Below are 15,902 nucleotides of genomic sequence, written 5' to 3' on the forward strand. Positions count from 1 at the left end.
GTGAAGGGATGAATAGCTTCGATGGAGACACCACCGAACCGGGTGCCGCGCCCGAACCGACTGACGCGCCCGAGCCGGAGCGGTTCCTGCAGCCAGTGGCCGAAGGAGAGCGCGTCACTGTGATGCTGGCCGCCTTTGAGGGCTGGAACGACGCCGGCGAGGCTGCCAGCGATTCGCTGCGCTACCTCAACAAGCTCTGGGGCGGCAAGAAGGTCGCGTCCATCGACGCAGACGAGTACTACGACTTCCAGTTCACACGTCCCACGGTGCAGCGGAACGCGGCGGGCGAACGCAAAATCAAGTGGCCTTCCACACGGATCTACAAGGCGAGTGCGCCCAATTCCAATGTGGATGTCATCTTTGTGCAGGGCACGGAACCGTCCTATAAGTGGCGCGCCTACACCGCGGAGCTGCTGGTCCACGCGGAAGCGCTGAGGGTGGACTACGTGGTGCTGGTCGGTGCGCTGCTGGCCGATGTCCCGCACAGCCGGCCGATCCCGGTCAGCACGTCCTCGGACGACGGCCCGCTCCGGGAGCGTCTGAACCTGGAAGCGTCGCAGTATGAGGGACCGGTGGGCATTGTGGGCGTCCTGTCCGAGGTGTCGCTGCTCGCCGGCATTCCCACCGTCTCTTTGTGGGCCGCCGTTCCGCACTACGTGGCCCAGGCGCCGTCGCCCAAGGCGCAGCTGGCCCTGTTGCACCGGATCGAGGAATTGCTGCAGGTTCCGCTGGACACGCACGAACTGGCGGAAGAGGCAGACGCCTGGGAACGCGGGGTGGATGAGCTTGCCACCGAGGACCCGGAAATCGCTGCATACGTGCGGCAGCTCGAAGAGGCGAAAGACACAGCCGACCTTCCGGAAGCCAGCGGAGAATCCATCGCCCGCGAGTTTGAGCGCTACCTCAAACGCCGGGGCCAGGACAGGCCCTGAGCGGAGAACCGTGAGGCCCGGCGGCTGGGGTGTCGCGGTTCGGCTCAGACTTCGATGCCCAGGAGGGCGTTGATTGCGTCGCTGACCAGAGCCTGGTCCTCCCGGCAACCCGCTCCGGCTGCTGCATTTGCCGCCTCCGCCCAGCGGTCCACGGCGTGAACCGCTGCAGGGGCGTTCAAATCGGCGGACAGGGCTTTGCGCATTTCTGCAATGAGGCCGGCCGCGGATCCCTCCGGCGCGCTGGCCACAGCACGTCGCCAGGCGTCCAACCGTTCCTTCGCCTGGGTGAAACCGGGATCGGTCCAGGACCAGTCCGAACGGTAGTGGTGCTCAAGGATTGCCAGCCGGATGGCCGCAGGGTCCTCCCCCGCCGCCCGCAGCTTGGACACCAGCACGAGGTTTCCCTTGGATTTGCTCATCTTTTCACCGTCCAGGCCCACCATTCCTGCGTGGGCGTAGTGCCGGGCGAGCGGGATACCTGCCAGTGAATACGCGTGCCCGGCGCCCATCTCGTGGTGGGGAAAGATCAGGTCTGAGCCGCCGCCCTGGACGGTGAACGGAGCCGGAAGGTATTTCTGCGCGATGACCGTGCATTCAATATGCCAGCCGGGCCTGCCTGCCCCCAGCTCGCCTCCTGGCCAGCTGGGCTCTCCCTCACGGGCCACCCGCCACAGGAGCGGGTCCAGGGCCTGCCTTTTGCCGGCCCGCCCGGGATCACCGCCCCGTTCGGCAAAAAGTTCCAGCATCTCGGTTTCCGCCATGCCCGAGATTGAGCCAAGGGTCCACGCGTCAGCGGCGACCGAGTGCTTCCCGGCGGCTTCGACGTCGTAGTACACGTCGCCGTCCGGCTCCCCCGCGGAACCCGCCACCTTGTATGCAAGGCCCAGCCTGACCAGGCGCTCGACCGCCGGAACAATCAGGGGAACGGATTCCACCGCGCCAATATACTGGTCCGGCGCCAGTACGTTCAGGGCCTCCATGTCGGTCCGGAAGAGCTCAATCTGGCTGGCGGCGAGCTCTCGCCAGTCAACTCCCGTGGCAGCGGCGCGTTCCAACAGGGGGTCATCGATGTCGGTGACGTTCTGGATGTAGGAAACGCGCTGGCCCGCGTCGCGCCACGCCCGGTTGAGAAGATCAAAGGCCACATAGCTGGCCGCGTGACCCATGTGGGTGGCGTCATAGGGAGTGATCCCGCAGACGTACATCGACTGCTCACCGCCGTTCGAAAGCGTTACTTCGCTTCCCAGTGCGGTATCGAACAGCCGGATGGCGGGCATGCTGCCAGGCAGTTCAGGAACAGGGCGGGATATCCAGGATTTCACAGGCCAAGCCTAGTGCTAGGCGCTGATGACATTGAAACCGAGCAGGAGGTACACCGCCAGTCCCAGGAAAATCCGGTACCAGACAAAGAGGCGGTAGCTGCGCGTGGAGATGAATTTCAGGAACCATCCGATGATCACGTAGCCAACCACAAAGGCGATGACAGTGGCCAGCGCCGTTTCCGGAAGGCCATAGGGGCCGGTGATGCCTTCCTTGGAGATGGTCTTGTAGAGCTGGTAAAGACCGCTGCCGAACACGGCCGGTATGGCCAGGAGGAAGGAATACCGGGCGGCAGCTTCACGGGTGTAGCCCATCAGCAGGCCGGCAGTAATAGTGCCGCCGGACCTTGAGACCCCCGGAATGAGTGCCATGGCCTGGGCGAGGCCGTAGAAGATGCCGTGCTTATAGGTGAGGCGCGTCAGATCCCGTTCCTGTTTCCCGACGGCATCGGCCACGGCGAGTACAAGGCCAAAGACAATGAGCGTGGTGGCCACGATCCAGAGGCTGCGCAGTACCGATTCGATCTGGTCCTGGAACAGGAGGCCCAGCACAATGATCGGCAGGCTTCCCAGAATTACCAGCCACCCCATGCGCACGTCCGGGTCCTGCCGGGAGACTTTGCCCGCTAGCGAACCGGCCCAGGCTTTGACGATTCTTACGATGTCACGCCAAAAGTAGACAAGCACGGCCGTCTCGGTGCCCAGCTGCGTGATGGCGGTAAAGGCGGCACCGGGATCGGCGGCGTTGGGCAGGAATTGCCCCACGATCCGCAGATGCGCGCTTGATGAAATCGGTAAGAATTCGGTCAGTCCCTGCACTAGGCCCAGCAGGGCCGCCTCAAACCAGTTCACGCTAAGACCCTACGTCATGGACCCTGAGGATTCCCCGTAAGCTTGCTGCTATGCAGCAGCGTTACGTCGGCAACAGTGGATTGCGGGTCTCCGCCCTCTCCCTCGGCACTATGTCCTGGGCCGGCGAAACCGACGAACAGGACGCTACGGACATGCTGCGCACCTTCATGAACTCCGGCGGCAAGCACATCGACACGGCGGCGTCATACGCCGACGGCCGTTCGGAGGCGATGATCGGATCACTGCTGGGGGACGTCGTCTCCCGGACCGAAGTTTCCATCTCCACTAAAGCAGGAATGTCGACGTCGGACGGCCGGCGGACGGTGGATACATCACGCAACGCGATGCTTTCCGGGCTGGACGCAAGCCTCGCGAGACTTGGGACGGACTACGTGGACATCTGGTTTGCCCAAGCCTGGGACGGCAATGTCCCGTTGGACGAAACCCTGTCCGCCCTCGAATTCGCTCTGCGGAGCGGGCGGGCACGGTATGCCGGCGTCTCAAACTTCAACGGGTGGCAGACAGCCAAGGCCGCAGCAGTGGCCGGCTTTCCGCTCGTGGCTGCCCAGGCTGAATATTCGCTCCTCCACCGCAGGCCGGAAGAGGAACTCATTCCCGCTGTCGAGGATGCCGGCCTGGGCCTGATGGGGTGGGCGCCGCTGGGCCGCGGTGTCCTCACCGGTAAATACCGCGGCAACATACCTTCTCAGTCCAGGGCTGCCCACGCTGTCCTCGCCCCTTACGTGGAGCCGTACCTGGAGCAGAAACCGTCCCGGGTAGTCGAGGCTGTCGCGATGGCTGCCAAAGGTTTGGGACGGACGCCCCTGGATGTGTCTCTGAGCTGGCTGCTTTCGCAGCACGGTGTGGCTACGGCCATTGTCGGGCCCAGGACGCCCGTGCAGCTCAAGGAGATCCTGGATTCCCAGCTGACACCTCTGCCGCCGGAGATTTCCCGGGCACTTGAGGACGTGTCAGAACCGTCCTGACACTGGCGGCAACTGCCTGGCTCAGCGTGCGGCCTTGCCTGCGCCCAGGTCAGTCCTCAACGATTTCCAGGTCCTCGTCGTCGACATCGAGGTCTTCTTCTTCGTCTTCTTCATCCTCAAAGACCTGGAGTGGTGTCACTTCGTTATAAGCCTCGTAGAGTGCGTCCTCATAGACTTCGAAGGCATCGGCAACTGCAAAAAATGCCGCTTCAACGGCGGGGTCCCCATCACCGCGGCGGTTGGACGCTGCGATAAGGTGTTCTTCCAAGGCGGCGGTCAAGGACTGAAGCGCGACACGCGGATCGATGCTCATGACTTCACGTTAGCTGGAAAAGGACGAGAATGGAGAGCAATGAAGGAACAATTTCTCACCAGCTCGGTCCGGCGGGAACGGGACTATTTGAGGCAGTACGAGTACCTCGTACTGACGGTCAGTCCCGAGGATTCACTGCCCGAGGCCAGGCGCCGGCTCGTGGAGCATTCCGAGTACGGCAAGTGGGAACTTGAGCGAAGCATGCTTTATGTGGGCGGCGGCAGGCGCTTCTGGCTCCGCCGGAGAGTCATGCAGGTTCAACGCACTGTCTAGTGCCGAACTGTCACGCACACGGTCCCGTTTCCGTCAGTCCTCCAGCGGGCCGAGCCACGCATTGGCTACCGTGTTGTGCGCAGATTCATCATCGGACGGATGGAACAGTCCGGCCAGTACATCACGGTAGAGCCGTTCGAGTTCGGAACCCTGGAAATAGGTTGAGCCGCCGCTCACACGGATGGCGAGGTCGACTACCCGGCGGGCCGTCTCGGTTGCGTTGACCTTCAGGCCCACGAGCTTGGGGAACCACTGGGACCCATGATCGGCCAGGGCGTCGACGTCGTGGGTCACTGCCGAGAGCTGGGGATAGAGAATGTCCATGGCCATCGCAGCCTCCGCCACCTTCCAGCGGATGTCAGGGTCCAGGGCGTAGCTTCGACCCCCGTTCTTGAACGAAGTGCGGCGCTTAACTGCGTCCACGCCCAGGTTGAGGGCCCGCTCGCCGATGCCTGTGTACACGGCAGCCAGGAGTGTCTCAAAGCAGGCGAAGATGGCGAAAATCAGCGGATCGGCATTTGGTCCGACGGGCAGTTTGCGGAAGATCCGGTCCCCGGGGACCTCGACCGCCTCCAACACCGTCGTATTGGACTGGCTGGCGCGCATTCCCAAGGTATTCCAGTCGTCCAGGATCGTGTAACCGGGGGTTCCACGGGTGATGAATCCGTGCACGAGCTCACCATCGCCCTCACGCGCCTGCGGGTCCTTGCCGAAGATTCCCAGCCTGGTCCAAGCAGGGGAAAGGCTCGTGAAGATCTTCGTTCCCGTGAAGCTGTAACCGCCGCCCACTAGTGGCGTGGCGACCGTGCGCGAATCAAAGAGGACGGAGTCGTTGCCGGCTTCGGAATTGCCAAAGGCAAAGATCTCGCCCCGGGCTGCTTCCTGCAGGACGAAGTCCAGGGAGTGATCGCCCCTCGCAGCGAGGACGTATGCGACGCCGGTCCACACGAGGTGCATGTTGACGGCCAAAGCGGTGGCCGGGGCGGCCGTTGCCAGCCTCCGCTGGACGTCTGCTGCCGCCTCAAGCCCAAGTCCACGGCCGCCGTCGGGCTCCGGAACAAAAAGCTTGAGGTAACCGGCCGCGGCCAGCTCCTCGAGGTCCTCGTGGAAAAAGGTGTTGTTGCGGTCGTAGCCGGCCGCCCGGCCGCGGATACGCTCCAGCAGCGCCGCAGGCAGCACGTCGTCGGGCGTCATTTCCCGGCCATTTAATAGTTCGTCAGCAGGGTGTTGAGTACCCGGGCCCCAAATTTGAGCGAATCCGCCGGAACCCGTTCATCCACGCCGTGGAACATCCCGGTGAAGTCGAGATCGTCCGGCAGCTGCAACGGGGCGAAGCCATAGCCGGTGATTCCCAGCCTGCTCAGTGATTTGTTATCGGTGCCGCCGGAGAGCGTGTAAGGAAGCACCTTGGCGCCCGGGTCCTCCGAATGCAGCGCATCAATCATGGAATCCACCAGGTTGCCGGCGAAGGGGACTTCCAGGGAGACATCATTGTGCACATAGCTGACGTCTACTCCCGAGCCGGCGAGTTCACGCACAATCTCCAGGACGTGGTCCTGCTGGCCGGGGAGCGTGCGGCAGTCAACCAGGGCCTCAGCGGACTCCGGGATGACGTTGTGCTTGTATCCGCCCTTCAGCAGCGTGGGGTTGGTGGTGTTCTGCAGGGTTGCACCGACAAAGCGGGCCACCGTGCCCAGTTGGCTCAAGAGCCGGTCCGGATTGTCGGGGTCGAATTCCACTCCGGTGAGTTCGGTCACGCCGTCCAGGAACTGGCGTGTGGTGGGGGTCAGCTCAATCGGCCACTTGTATTCGCCGATCCGTGTCACCGCACCGGCCAGGCGGGTGACGGCGTTGTCCGTGTTGATCTGCGAGCCGTGACCGGCCCGCCCATGCGCCACCAGGCGGAGCCAGGAAATGCCCTTTTCCGCGGTCTGCAGGAGGTAGGTGCGCTGGCCGCCGATGGTGGCCGAGAACCCGCCCACTTCCGAGATAGCTTCCGTGGCGCCGTCGAAGAGCTCGGGACGCTTGTCCGCTGCGTAGCGCGCCCCGTATTCGCCGCCGGCTTCCTCGTCCGCAAAGAAGGCGAACACAATGTCCCGCTTGGGCTTGCGACCGGTCCGTGCGAAGCCCCGCAAGACCGAGAGGATCATGGCATCCATGTCCTTCATGTCCACGGCGCCCCGGCCCCAGATCAGGCCGTCCTTGAGTTCTGCACCGAAGGGGTCCACTGACCACTGGTCCCTCAATGCGGGAACGACGTCGAGGTGGCCGTGCACCACCAGGGCGCTCGCTGACGGGTCCTCACCGGCCATCCGGGTGACAACGTTTGCCCGGCCGGGGGCGGACTCGAAGATCTCGGCGTCGAGGCCGACTTCCTCAATCAGCCCCGCCGTATATTCCGCCGCGGCCCTCTCCCCCGGCCCTGACCCGTCACCATAATTGGAGGTGTCTATCCGGATGAGTTCCTGGCAGATCCGGACAACTTCATCCTCGGGGCGGATGTCAGACATTGATTACTCCTCATGCAGGGGACGGCTGCTAAGAACCAGGGGGACTCGCTTGCCTTCAGCCTACCCACTCACCCCGATTCCATCTTTGCGCAAAGTTCGTGTTAGAGTTTTTCTCGCTGCTTCGGAGAAAAGCGAACCGCTGAAAGGCGGAAACGTTATCCGAAATACCACCTGCGCGGGTGGCGGAATGGCAGACGCGCTAGCTTGAGGTGCTAGTCCTCGAAAGGGGGTGGGGGTTCAAGTCCCCCTCCGCGCACAAAGGGAAAACCCCTGGAATCCATTGGATTCCAGGGGTTTTTTGCGTCTGAGGTCGCAACCAGCGATCAAACCACGGACTGCCTGCCCGGTCGCTCGTCTGCCCGCCTGCGCGAGACCCGTGGCAGTAGCTTCTGCGTCACCTACGACCCTGCTGATGCAACCGTGGGGCGGAATGCGAACTTACTTGCAGGACGCCAGAATATGGGCCATGGCATCGTGCTCGGCCTGGGTGACCCAGAGCTGATATTTGGCCTTCACCGCCGTCTGGCGGGCAACGTACTCGCAGCGGAATGCCTTGTTCGGCGGAAGCCACGTAGCGGCGTCCTTATCGCCCTTGGCGCCATTGGTGGGACCGTCTGCAGCCATCAGGTTCAGCGGGTCATTGGCCAGCTCGTTGCGCTGCTCGATGCTGAGCTGCCGGGCGCCTTTCTGCCAGGCATCGCTGAGCGCGATCACGTGGTCGATCTGGACGGCGGAGCTGGTGGTGTTGCCACGAACGAAGTTGATGGTTGTGCCGGTGTATTTGTCGGCCAGCGTGCCAGTGGCGACGACGCAGTTCTCGGTTCCCGGCTTGAACGTCTCACCCTCCAGGTCCCGGGCGAGGATGTCATTGCGGGTGTCGCAGCCGTTATGGTCGACGTCGGCCCACGCGGGACCGAACTCTTCGCGGGTGTAGCCGGACTTGGGTGAGCGTCCCTTCACCGGGATGGTCTCCAGCTGGGCCAGGGCCGCTGCGGCTTCACGCGAAGCATCCGGAGCGGCGGGGACGGCCTGGGCTGCGGCGTCACAGCCGGCAAGAGAGCCAGCGAGAAAGAGGGCTGTAAGGGCGGTCAGGGTCATGGTGGCGGCGGAGCGTGTGATCGTCATGCCCTTCGTGTGTGCGGCGGCTCCGTCCAAGCTACCCGCGCCAATGGCATGCCGATGGCAGGCAGGATCATGGTGCCGCTCACACGGGCACCCTCCGCTGTGATGCGCGGACGTTCAACCCGGGCCGACGCGGGAGATCCGGCCTGACCGGCATCGTGCGCCACTCCGCGGCCCTGGACGGCGCATACGCGTGCCAGACTCATTCTCATGCGCCAATTCGTCGTCCTCGGCACGGCCTCCCAAGTTCCCACCCGGACCCGGAACCACAACGGCTATCTGCTGTTATGGGACGGTGAGGGCCTGCTCTTTGATCCCGGGGAGGGCACGCAGCGGCAGATGATTCTGGCAGGCGTTTCGGCCAGCCAGGTCACCCGCATTTGCCTTACCCATGTCCATGGAGATCACTGCTTCGGCCTCCCCGGGGTGCTTTCGCGCATGGTCCTGGATGGCGTAAAGCACCCTGTCCACCTGCATTTTCCCGCGTCCGGCCAAGATGTGGTCCGGGCGCTCGTCTCCCTCGCCTCGCCAGGTCTTGATTTGCACCTGCACCCCCATGGGGGCAGCTGCATGGTGGCGGCCGGCCTGGAGGTGCGGCCGCTCCGCCACCGGATCGAGACCTTCGGATACCGGCTGGTTGAGGCCGACGGCTTCACCTTCCTGCCTGAACGGCTAGCGACAGCCGGCATTGCCGGACCCGACGTCGGGCGCCTGCTACGTGAGGGAAGGCTGGGAGCCGTACGACTCGCCGATGTGAGCATGCCGCGCCGCGGCCAGCGCTTCGCCTTCGTCATGGATACTGCACCATGTCCTGGCGCTGAGGAGCTCGCCGATGGCGCGGACCTGCTCGTCGCGGAGTCCACATTCAGCGACGACGACGCCGAGCTCGCCAAACAGTACCGTCACCTCACCGCGGGGCAGGCAGGCGCCCTGGCAGCCGGCGGCGGCGTAGCCACCCTTGTCCTGACCCACTTCTCCTCACGCTACGAAGAGGTAAGTCTGCTGGCCGAGCAGGCCAAGGCACAGGCCCGTGAGGCCACAGTGCTGGCTGCGAACGATCTTGATCGAATCCCCTTCCCGAAACGCCGATGGACAGTGGCCTAGACATCGGGAGATCAGGGAAAGCTTCGCTTGGCCGTGTACAGGCCGCCTCCCTGGTTGCTTCCCCGCACCGCCGTTTCCTCGGCGCAGGAAGGTGTCTTTGGTCACAAACTCACCCATCCGGGCGTGCCACCCCTACAATTGGTCACTCCCGCCTGTTGGGGAATACCAGCTGGATGCTGTACGTTGCATACGCGACAGACAGAACCAAAGAAAAGAGAAACACCTAAGTGGCAACCGATTACGACGAACTTCGCTCCGATGTCAAGGAGTCGCAGGACAACTCGCTCGAGGCGCTCCAGTCCGCCAATGCGCCGGACGCCCGCAGCGTCGTCCTTGAACTGGATGAGGCAGACGGTCTCGACGGCGCCGGCGTTCCCGGAGGCGAATTCGTAGCCGAGGAACTCGTTGTCCAGGTCATTCCGCAGGCCGAAGACGAGTTCACCTGCTACTCCTGCTTCCTGGTCCGGCACCGTTCGCAGATTGCACGGCAGAAAGACGGACACAGCTACTGCACCGACTGCGAAGGCTGATTCCGGTCCGCCGGAAGCCTTCCGGCGACGGCTACGGCCAACGCCGTCGGGATACGATGAGGCACGCCCATGTAACTGTGGACGTGCCTTTCGTTTTACATCAGGCGGCTTCTGACGATCTCGCTGACGGCCTTGCCGTCGAAACGGCCGGCAACCTTTGCAGTGACGGGCTTCATCACAGCGCCGATGGAGCGCACCGACAGCTCCTGGCCCTCAGCCTGAAGTGCTGCGATGGCCTCATCGACGATTGTCTCGACTTCGTCGCGGGATAGGGCCTTCGGCAAGTAGGCCTCAATGACCTCCGCCTCGGCGATTTCTGCTGCTGCCCGCTCCGGCTCGCCCGCCTCAGTGTAGATCCGGGCAGTATCGCGCCGTTTGGCTGCTTCCTTTTGCAGCAGCGATGTCACCTGGGCGTCATCCAGCGTCATGGGCGTCTTGCCCGATTTTTCACGTGTTTCGATTTCGCCCAGGACATTGCGCACCGTTGTCAGGGCGGTCTTGTTCCGCTCTTTCATGTGGACAACAACGTCGGCGTGCAGGCGTTCCTTCAAAGTGGTCACGATGTTCCTCGATTCGTAGGGCACCCCGAAAGGGGGCAGGAGTCGGTCGTGAACCGTCCCTCTAGTACCGTAGAGGTCTATGGCTGACAATGACTACTCCCCGTCGGGCAGGGCATGACATCCCTCCCCCAGCAACTGTGGCAACGCATCGTTGAAGCCTTCAGCGGGACCGATATCCCTGATGTTTCCCTCCCCGAACTGTCGCTGGTGCTTCTTCTGGCGACTGCGCTGTCCATTCCACGGGCCACCTGGAAGTACTTCGGCCTGCTCGCCACCGCCACCCATGAACTCGGCCACGCCTTCGCTGCCGTATTGAGCGGCCAGAGACTGGGAGGGATCCGGCTTAGGCTGGACCACTCGGGAACCACAACCAGTTACAGCCGCGGGCGCCTGGCCACCGTCTGGTCGGGCTTCTGGGGCTACCCGGTTCCCGCGATGACAGGCGCGGCGCTGGTGTCGTCCGGCTTTGGCGGATGGGGTCCTGCAGCCCTCGCTGTCGGAACCATGGTCCTGTTGGCCTCGCTCCTGTTCATCCGGAATATGGCCGGATTCCTCATCACGGCCGTCTCCGTCGCCGGAGGCGCCGCACTGATCTTGTTTGTTCCACACGCATTCACGGGCCACGTCGCGATCGTTTTGGGACTCGCCTTGTTGGTTGCGGCCGTACGGGACCTCTTCAAACTCTCCCAAGTGCACCTGCGCCGCAGGGACCGGCTGGCCAATTCGGACGCCTACTTGCTCTACCGTGCCACGTCCGTGCCTTCCATCATTTGGATTGGCTTGTTCGTGGCCCTGGTGGCGGGTTCCTGGATCGTGGCCTGGCAACCTATCTCCGCAATTCTTGTCGCCGGCGCATAGGCTTAACCGCATGAGCCAGGACACGGACAGCGGAGACATCAGCACGCAGGGCGCGTATGTCACGGGCGCAGAGTTCAACCGCGACACCAATTACATCGAGGACCGGATCACGCGCGACGGCGCCCCGGGCTCCAACGGAGAGCAGGGCTGGCGTGCCGCAGCCGGCCGCTACCGGCTGATTGCGGCGCGGGCATGCCCCTGGGCGAGCCGGACAGTCATTGTGCGGCGGCTCCTGGGCCTGGAGGATGCCATTTCCCTGGGCCAGCCAGGCCCGACTCATGATGCACGGTCATGGACCTTCGATCTGGACCCGGATGGCGTGGACCCGGTGCTTGGCATCCGGCGGCTCCAGAGCGCCTACTTCAGGCGGTTCCCGGACTACCCGCGGGGTATTACGGTGCCAGCGATCGTGGATGTTGCCAGCGGGGCGGTGGTAACAAACAACTTTTCCCAAATCACTTTGGATTTTGCTACCGAATGGACAGAGTTCCACCGGCCCGGCGCGCCGCAGCTCTATCCCGAGTACCTGCGGCCGGAAATCGACGCCGTCAACAGGCGGGTTTTTACCGAGATCAACAACGGCGTCTACCGCTGCGGTTTCGCCGGCTCGCAGGAGGCCTATGACTCCGCCTATACCCGGCTGTGGACCGCCATGGACTGGCTTGAGGAACGCCTCTCCAGCCGGCGGTATCTGGTGGGTGACACCATCACAGAGGCGGACGTGCGGCTGTTTACCACCCTCGCCAGGTTTGACGCGGTCTACCACGGCCATTTCAAATGCAACCGGCAGAAGCTCAGCGAGATGCCTGCGCTGTGGGGATACGCGCGCGACCTGTTCCAGACCCCCGGCTTTGGCGACACCGTCGACTTCGTCCAGATCAAGCAGCATTACTACATCGTCCATGAGGACATCAATCCCACCGGGATCGTGCCGCAGGGCCCGGACCTCTCGGGCTGGCTGGAAGCCCATGGCCGGGACTCACTGGGCGGGCGGCCGTTCGGGGACGGGACTCCTCCGGGACCGGTCAGGCCGGGAGAAGAGGTTACGGCCGGCCACGGTGCGGGTTCGTGATCGGAAAGCGACCCCGCCTACGGTCTTGGATTTAGCTTCATTCCCAGCGCCAGGAGGATGGCCACCTTGTCCTAGCAGGGTTCGGCCCCTAGTGTGAAGCGGATGGGTGAAAGTCAACTGCAGCCGGGAGCCCGGCGGGCCAAGGGAACCCGTCTTCTGGGCAGAGCAGTGGCCGGGGTATCGGAAGCGTTCAGCGGCCATCGCCTGCAATTGGCTGCCAAAGCCGGTCTCGCAGCCGGCCTCGCTTTTCTTGTTGCCCCGCTGATGCCCGGCGCCGCGGCCGAGTATCCCTACTACGCGCCGCTGGGCGCGCTCGTTTCGATGTATCACAATGTGGCGGGCTCGGTCCGGCAGGGCCTGCAGACGCTCGTGGGACTGGCCATGGGAATCGGACTCGCCTTCCTGCTGGTCAATTTCAGTGATCCGTCCCCGCTCACGGTCGCGATTGTTATGGGCCTGGGCGTACTGCTCGGGGGCCTTCCCCGTCTTGGTACGGGCCGGGACTGGATTCCGACGGCGGCCCTGCTGGTTCTGCTGGTGGGCGGCAGCAATCCCGACGACTTTTCCTTCGGTTACCTCATCCAGATGGGCGTCGGCGTCGCGGTTGGAATCGCCGTGAACTTCCTCATCTTTCCTCCGTTGCACTTCAACGCCGCTGCTGCGAGCCTGGGTGAGCTCCGGCTTGCGCTGGGTAGGCAGTTGACGGACATGGGGGCCGCGCTGAAGGAGAAGTGGCCCCCGGAGCATGAGGACTGGTCCCGCCGCTCGGAAGACCTGGCCGCCGCCGCACGGACGGTACGCCATCTCGTCCAGGAAGCGGACGCCAGCCGCAGGGCCAATCCGCGCCGCCGGCTCCATCCCCGGGATGTGGACCTTGACTACCGCAACCTGCGCGTGCTTGAGCGTGTGACCTTTCACATCCAGGACATGACCGAAGTCCTGTCTGACGTCATCTGGGAGGACGATGTGCCCTATTTCGTGCCATTCCAGGACAGCGGCCCGCTGGCCGATGCCATGACCGCCACAGGTGAGCTCTTGTCTTCATTCAACGGCGAGGATGTTGCGGTGCAGCGGGAACTGTTCACTGCAGCTGAGAAAGCATTGGTGGCCTGCAAAGCGGCGAATGCGGAGCGGAAACCGGACGAAACCGAGGTTGCCGCGTCCGAATCCATACTCCTGAGCCTGCACCGCATTCTGCGGGCAGTGCGGCCAGCGTCCTAGAGCGCCGCCACGGAACCGCTGAAGTATCTGCGGCCGGAGCCCGGGTTCCATGCCGCGAAATCCGACCGTTGCCAGGCCCCGCCCGCCGCCTGGACCGTGCTGATGTCCAACGCAACACGGGCCGGGAGGAACACCGGCGAATCGAAGTCGACTTTCCAGCTGAACGAATCGCCCTTGGCCGCCCCGATATCTGCGAGCGCCCTCGCGGCGAGGTACATTCCATGCGCTATGGAGCGGCGCATGCCCAATGCCTTGGCCGACAGGACGCTGAGGTGGATTGGGTTGAAGTCACCGGAAACAGCAGCGTAGGCCCTCCCCGTGTCGACCCCCAGCCGCCACATTGCCGTAGGGTTCGGCACCTTGAATTCCGCAGGGCCGCTCGAAGCGGACGGTTTGTCGATTCCTGGCAGGAACACGCCTCTGGCGAGGTAGGTGGAAACGCCCGTCCAGCGGATGTCCGCCGTGCCCGCACCCCGGACCTCCGCAATGACGTCCAACTGCGTTCCAGCACGGTGCCCCCGCAGGTTCCCTACTCTCGCCGTGATGTCCAAGGGCTCCGTGAAGAAGACCGGGGAGCGCTGCTCAACATGGTTGTTGAGGTGGACCATGCCCAGGAGCGGCAGGGGAAAATCATCCCTGTTCATGACGCTCATGGCAAGGGGAAAGGCGAGAGCGTGGATAAAGCCGGCGGGGAGGACGTCGCCGGCGGTTTCCCCGATGAGGTGTTGGTATGCGGTGAGGACGCCGACGTCGGGAGTCACACCCCTCACTTCGTGGCCGGCTTCCGGCAGTGCGGAACCGCTGTGGGTCCCCAGCACCCGGCGGCGGGCCGCCTGGGCGGCTCCGTTGACGTAGAGCTTGGAGAGTGACGGCATCTCCCCCAGGATGACCGGCTGGACAGTGGTCATGCCCCCACCAGGTTCTGTCCGCAAACGCGCAGCACGTCCCCGTTGATTCCGCCGGCGGCGTCACTGGCCAGGAAGGCGATGGCTTCGGCGACGTCGGAAGGTTGGCCTCCCTGCTGGAGGGAGTTGAGCCGCCGGCCCACTTCCCTGACCGCAAACGGGATCCGGGCAGTCATTTCCGTTTCGATGAACCCCGGCGCCACCGCATTGATGGTACCGCCGCGGGCGGACAGCAGAGGGGCTGTGGCGCGGACCATCCCCATGACTCCCCCCTTCGACGCAGCATAGTTGGTCTGCCCTCTGTTGCCCGCAATGCCGCTGGTGGATGCTACGGACACAACCCGTGGTGAGCCGCCGAAATGCTCTGAGGCGAGCAGGGCTTCGTTGATTCTGAGCTGGGAAGAGATATTGATGTCCAGCACGGAACTCCAGCGCGAATGGTCCATGTTGGCCAGCAGCTTGTCCCGGGTGATGCCGGCGTTATGGATGACAATGTCCAGGCGGCCGTGACGCTGCACCGCATGATCGAGGATCCGCTGGCCCGCGTCATCCCGGCTGACGTCCAGCTGCAGGGCGGTTCCACGGACCTCGTTGGCAACCCTGGCGAGGTGATCCCCTGCCGCCGGAATATCAACCAGCACCAACGTGGCTCCGTCCCGGTGGAGGGTCCGTGCGATGGCTGCGCCGATGCCGCGGGCGGCGCCAGTGACAACGGCCACTTTCCCCGCAAGGGGCTTGTCGAAGTCGGCAGGAAGCTGGCCGGCCGCCGTCGTAATGGTGAGAAACTGTCCGTCCACAAACGCCGACCGGCCGGAGAGGAAAAACCAGACAGCTCCCAGGGCACTGGGACTGGTGGCCGGGACACCCTCGGCGAGGAGGATGCCATTGGCTGTTGCGCCTGCACGGAGTTCCTTCGCCAGTGAACGCAGGAAGCCGTCCACTCCCTGCCGTGCGGCCGCTTGGGGCGGATTGCCGGCCTCGGCGGCAGGCCGGGAGACCGTGATGAAGCGGGCGCTGGGTGCGAGGTCCCGCAAGGAGGATGCTGCTGACAGGACTGGCTTTTCCAGGTCCTCTGGCCGGGCCAGCTCGTCCAGGACAAGGATGATGGCTCCCAGCTTTTCACGGGGCACCGCATGGCGCCGGACGTCCAGGTCCCAGGAAAGCAGGGCGGCTGCCAGACCGTCGGCTTCGGCCGTGGTTCCCTGAACCAGGATGGGCCCGGTAACCAGGGCCTGTCCCGGTTTGTACCGGCGCAGCAGCGCCGGCTGAGGAAGGCCAAGTTTCCTGGCAACGTTCTTGCCCAGCCCATGGCTGACCAACTCCGTGTACTTGTCTGTCATCCGGT

Annotated in this window: 18 protein-coding genes and 1 tRNA gene; 9 read left to right on the plus strand and 10 right to left on the minus strand. The window is 64.0% G+C overall.

The window, feature by feature from the left end; all coding sequences use genetic code 11:
* The first annotated feature begins 8 nt into the window (after positions 1–8).
* Positions 9–932 carry a PAC2 family protein gene (locus QFZ30_RS08685; protein ID WP_307075301.1) on the plus strand — a complete coding sequence of 308 codons (924 nt, stop codon included), beginning with the start codon at positions 9–11 and terminating at the stop codon, positions 930–932.
* A gap of 44 nt (positions 933–976) precedes the next feature.
* Here the strand turns inward: QFZ30_RS08685 and mshC are convergent, their stop codons facing one another.
* Positions 977–2,254 carry a cysteine--1-D-myo-inosityl 2-amino-2-deoxy-alpha-D-glucopyranoside ligase gene (gene mshC, locus QFZ30_RS08690; protein WP_307075303.1) on the minus strand — a complete coding sequence of 426 codons (1,278 nt, stop codon included), beginning with the start codon at positions 2,252–2,254 and terminating at the stop codon, positions 977–979.
* Positions 2,255–2,269: 15 nt separating this feature from the next.
* Entirely contained in the window at positions 2,270–3,103 is an 834-nt protein-coding gene (locus tag QFZ30_RS08695; protein ID WP_307075305.1) for an undecaprenyl-diphosphate phosphatase, read from the minus strand.
* A 50-nt stretch (positions 3,104–3,153) separates the two neighbouring features.
* On the opposite strand from QFZ30_RS08695, the gene QFZ30_RS08700 reads away from it, so the two are divergent.
* On the plus strand, positions 3,154–4,089 hold the full coding sequence (locus QFZ30_RS08700) for an aldo/keto reductase (RefSeq protein ID WP_307075307.1): 936 nt from the start codon (positions 3,154–3,156) through the stop codon (positions 4,087–4,089).
* 49 nt (positions 4,090–4,138) lie between these two features.
* Here QFZ30_RS08700 and QFZ30_RS08705 read toward each other — a convergent pair whose 3' ends face one another.
* Positions 4,139–4,402, minus strand: a complete 264-nt coding sequence (locus QFZ30_RS08705) for a hypothetical protein (RefSeq protein WP_307075309.1) — start codon at positions 4,400–4,402, stop codon at positions 4,139–4,141.
* A gap of 39 nt (positions 4,403–4,441) precedes the next feature.
* On the opposite strand from QFZ30_RS08705, the gene QFZ30_RS08710 reads away from it, so the two are divergent.
* Positions 4,442–4,675, plus strand: a complete 234-nt coding sequence (locus tag QFZ30_RS08710; RefSeq protein WP_307075311.1) for a DUF5703 family protein — start codon at positions 4,442–4,444, stop codon at positions 4,673–4,675.
* A gap of 33 nt (positions 4,676–4,708) precedes the next feature.
* On the opposite strand, the gene QFZ30_RS08715 is transcribed toward QFZ30_RS08710, so the two are convergent.
* On the minus strand, positions 4,709–5,869 hold the full coding sequence (locus QFZ30_RS08715; protein ID WP_307075313.1) for an acyl-CoA dehydrogenase family protein: 1,161 nt from the start codon (positions 5,867–5,869) through the stop codon (positions 4,709–4,711).
* 11 nt (positions 5,870–5,880) lie between these two features.
* On the minus strand, positions 5,881–7,185 hold the full coding sequence (locus tag QFZ30_RS08720; protein WP_307075315.1) for a M20/M25/M40 family metallo-hydrolase: 1,305 nt from the start codon (positions 7,183–7,185) through the stop codon (positions 5,881–5,883).
* A gap of 173 nt (positions 7,186–7,358) precedes the next feature.
* Between QFZ30_RS08720 and QFZ30_RS08725 the strand changes: the two genes are divergently transcribed.
* Positions 7,359–7,441, plus strand: a tRNA-Leu gene (locus tag QFZ30_RS08725).
* Between the two features lie 182 nt (positions 7,442–7,623).
* On the opposite strand, the gene QFZ30_RS08730 is transcribed toward QFZ30_RS08725, so the two are convergent.
* Positions 7,624–8,310 carry an HNH endonuclease family protein gene (locus QFZ30_RS08730; protein WP_307075317.1) on the minus strand — a complete coding sequence of 229 codons (687 nt, stop codon included), beginning with the start codon at positions 8,308–8,310 and terminating at the stop codon, positions 7,624–7,626.
* Positions 8,307–8,513, minus strand: coding sequence for a hypothetical protein (locus tag QFZ30_RS08735; protein ID WP_307075319.1), 207 nt, complete (start codon positions 8,511–8,513; stop codon positions 8,307–8,309). Before QFZ30_RS08735 ends, QFZ30_RS08730 begins: the two co-directional genes overlap by 4 nt.
* 4 nt (positions 8,514–8,517) lie before the next feature.
* On the opposite strand from QFZ30_RS08735, the gene QFZ30_RS08740 reads away from it, so the two are divergent.
* Together QFZ30_RS08740 and QFZ30_RS08745 are read left to right on the plus strand one after the other, a co-directional pair.
* Complete coding sequence (locus tag QFZ30_RS08740; protein ID WP_307075321.1) at positions 8,518–9,411, plus strand: ribonuclease Z; 894 nt, start codon at positions 8,518–8,520, stop codon at positions 9,409–9,411.
* A gap of 227 nt (positions 9,412–9,638) precedes the next feature.
* Positions 9,639–9,941, plus strand: coding sequence for a DUF4193 domain-containing protein (locus QFZ30_RS08745; protein ID WP_056339942.1), 303 nt, complete (start codon positions 9,639–9,641; stop codon positions 9,939–9,941).
* Positions 9,942–10,036: 95 nt separating this feature from the next.
* Here the strand turns inward: QFZ30_RS08745 and QFZ30_RS08750 are convergent, their stop codons facing one another.
* On the minus strand, positions 10,037–10,501 hold the full coding sequence (locus QFZ30_RS08750) for a GatB/YqeY domain-containing protein (RefSeq protein WP_307075323.1): 465 nt from the start codon (positions 10,499–10,501) through the stop codon (positions 10,037–10,039).
* A 114-nt stretch (positions 10,502–10,615) separates the two neighbouring features.
* Here QFZ30_RS08750 and QFZ30_RS08755 point away from each other — a divergent pair, with 114 nt between their 5' ends.
* The 3 genes from QFZ30_RS08755 (at position 10,616) to QFZ30_RS08765 (ending at position 13,652) form a co-directional block, all read left to right on the plus strand.
* A complete protein-coding gene (locus tag QFZ30_RS08755) occupies positions 10,616–11,359 on the plus strand; it encodes a M50 family metallopeptidase (protein ID WP_307075325.1) in 744 nt (247 codons plus the stop codon).
* A gap of 10 nt (positions 11,360–11,369) precedes the next feature.
* Positions 11,370–12,431, plus strand: coding sequence for a glutathione S-transferase family protein (locus tag QFZ30_RS08760; protein WP_307075327.1), 1,062 nt, complete (start codon positions 11,370–11,372; stop codon positions 12,429–12,431).
* Positions 12,432–12,599: 168 nt separating this feature from the next.
* Positions 12,600–13,652, plus strand: a complete 1,053-nt coding sequence (locus tag QFZ30_RS08765) for an FUSC family protein (protein ID WP_307080168.1) — start codon at positions 12,600–12,602, stop codon at positions 13,650–13,652.
* Here QFZ30_RS08765 and QFZ30_RS08770 read toward each other — a convergent pair.
* Both QFZ30_RS08770 and QFZ30_RS08775 read right to left on the minus strand, forming a co-directional pair.
* Positions 13,649–14,560, minus strand: a complete 912-nt coding sequence (locus tag QFZ30_RS08770) for a MaoC/PaaZ C-terminal domain-containing protein (protein WP_307075329.1) — start codon at positions 14,558–14,560, stop codon at positions 13,649–13,651. The two genes, QFZ30_RS08765 and QFZ30_RS08770, sit on opposite strands and share 4 nt — an antisense overlap.
* Complete coding sequence (locus QFZ30_RS08775) at positions 14,557–15,897, minus strand: 3-oxoacyl-ACP reductase (protein ID WP_307075331.1); 1,341 nt, start codon at positions 15,895–15,897, stop codon at positions 14,557–14,559. Before QFZ30_RS08775 ends, QFZ30_RS08770 begins: the two co-directional genes overlap by 4 nt.
* Positions 15,898–15,902 lie beyond the last annotated feature (5 nt).

Origin of the sequence: Arthrobacter pascens (genome assembly GCF_030815585.1) — a bacterium.
GTDB lineage: Bacteria > Actinomycetota > Actinomycetes > Actinomycetales > Micrococcaceae > Arthrobacter > Arthrobacter pascens_A.

What these genes read in the sequence shown, in the direction of transcription:
- QFZ30_RS08685 (WP_307075301.1), top strand. Translation starts at nt 9, where the DNA reads ATGAATAGCTTCGATGGAGACACCACCGAACCGGGTGCCGCGCCCGAA.
- QFZ30_RS08700 (WP_307075307.1), top strand. Translation starts at nt 3,154, where the DNA reads ATGCAGCAGCGTTACGTCGGCAACAGTGGATTGCGGGTCTCCGCCCTC.
- QFZ30_RS08705 (WP_307075309.1), bottom strand. Translation starts at nt 4,402, where the DNA reads ATGAGCATCGATCCGCGTGTCGCGCTTCAGTCCTTGACCGCCGCCTTG.
- QFZ30_RS08710 (WP_307075311.1), top strand. Translation starts at nt 4,442, where the DNA reads ATGAAGGAACAATTTCTCACCAGCTCGGTCCGGCGGGAACGGGACTAT.
- QFZ30_RS08715 (WP_307075313.1), bottom strand. Translation starts at nt 5,869, where the DNA reads ATGACGCCCGACGACGTGCTGCCTGCGGCGCTGCTGGAGCGTATCCGC.
- QFZ30_RS08720 (WP_307075315.1), bottom strand. Translation starts at nt 7,185, where the DNA reads ATGTCTGACATCCGCCCCGAGGATGAAGTTGTCCGGATCTGCCAGGAA.
- QFZ30_RS08730 (WP_307075317.1), bottom strand. Translation starts at nt 8,310, where the DNA reads ATGACGATCACACGCTCCGCCGCCACCATGACCCTGACCGCCCTTACA.
- QFZ30_RS08735 (WP_307075319.1), bottom strand. Translation starts at nt 8,513, where the DNA reads ATGAGTCTGGCACGCGTATGCGCCGTCCAGGGCCGCGGAGTGGCGCAC.
- QFZ30_RS08740 (WP_307075321.1), top strand. Translation starts at nt 8,518, where the DNA reads ATGCGCCAATTCGTCGTCCTCGGCACGGCCTCCCAAGTTCCCACCCGG.
- QFZ30_RS08755 (WP_307075325.1), top strand. Translation starts at nt 10,616, where the DNA reads ATGACATCCCTCCCCCAGCAACTGTGGCAACGCATCGTTGAAGCCTTC.
- QFZ30_RS08760 (WP_307075327.1), top strand. Translation starts at nt 11,370, where the DNA reads ATGAGCCAGGACACGGACAGCGGAGACATCAGCACGCAGGGCGCGTAT.
- QFZ30_RS08770 (WP_307075329.1), bottom strand. Translation starts at nt 14,560, where the DNA reads ATGACCACTGTCCAGCCGGTCATCCTGGGGGAGATGCCGTCACTCTCC.
- QFZ30_RS08775 (WP_307075331.1), bottom strand. Translation starts at nt 15,897, where the DNA reads ATGACAGACAAGTACACGGAGTTGGTCAGCCATGGGCTGGGCAAGAAC.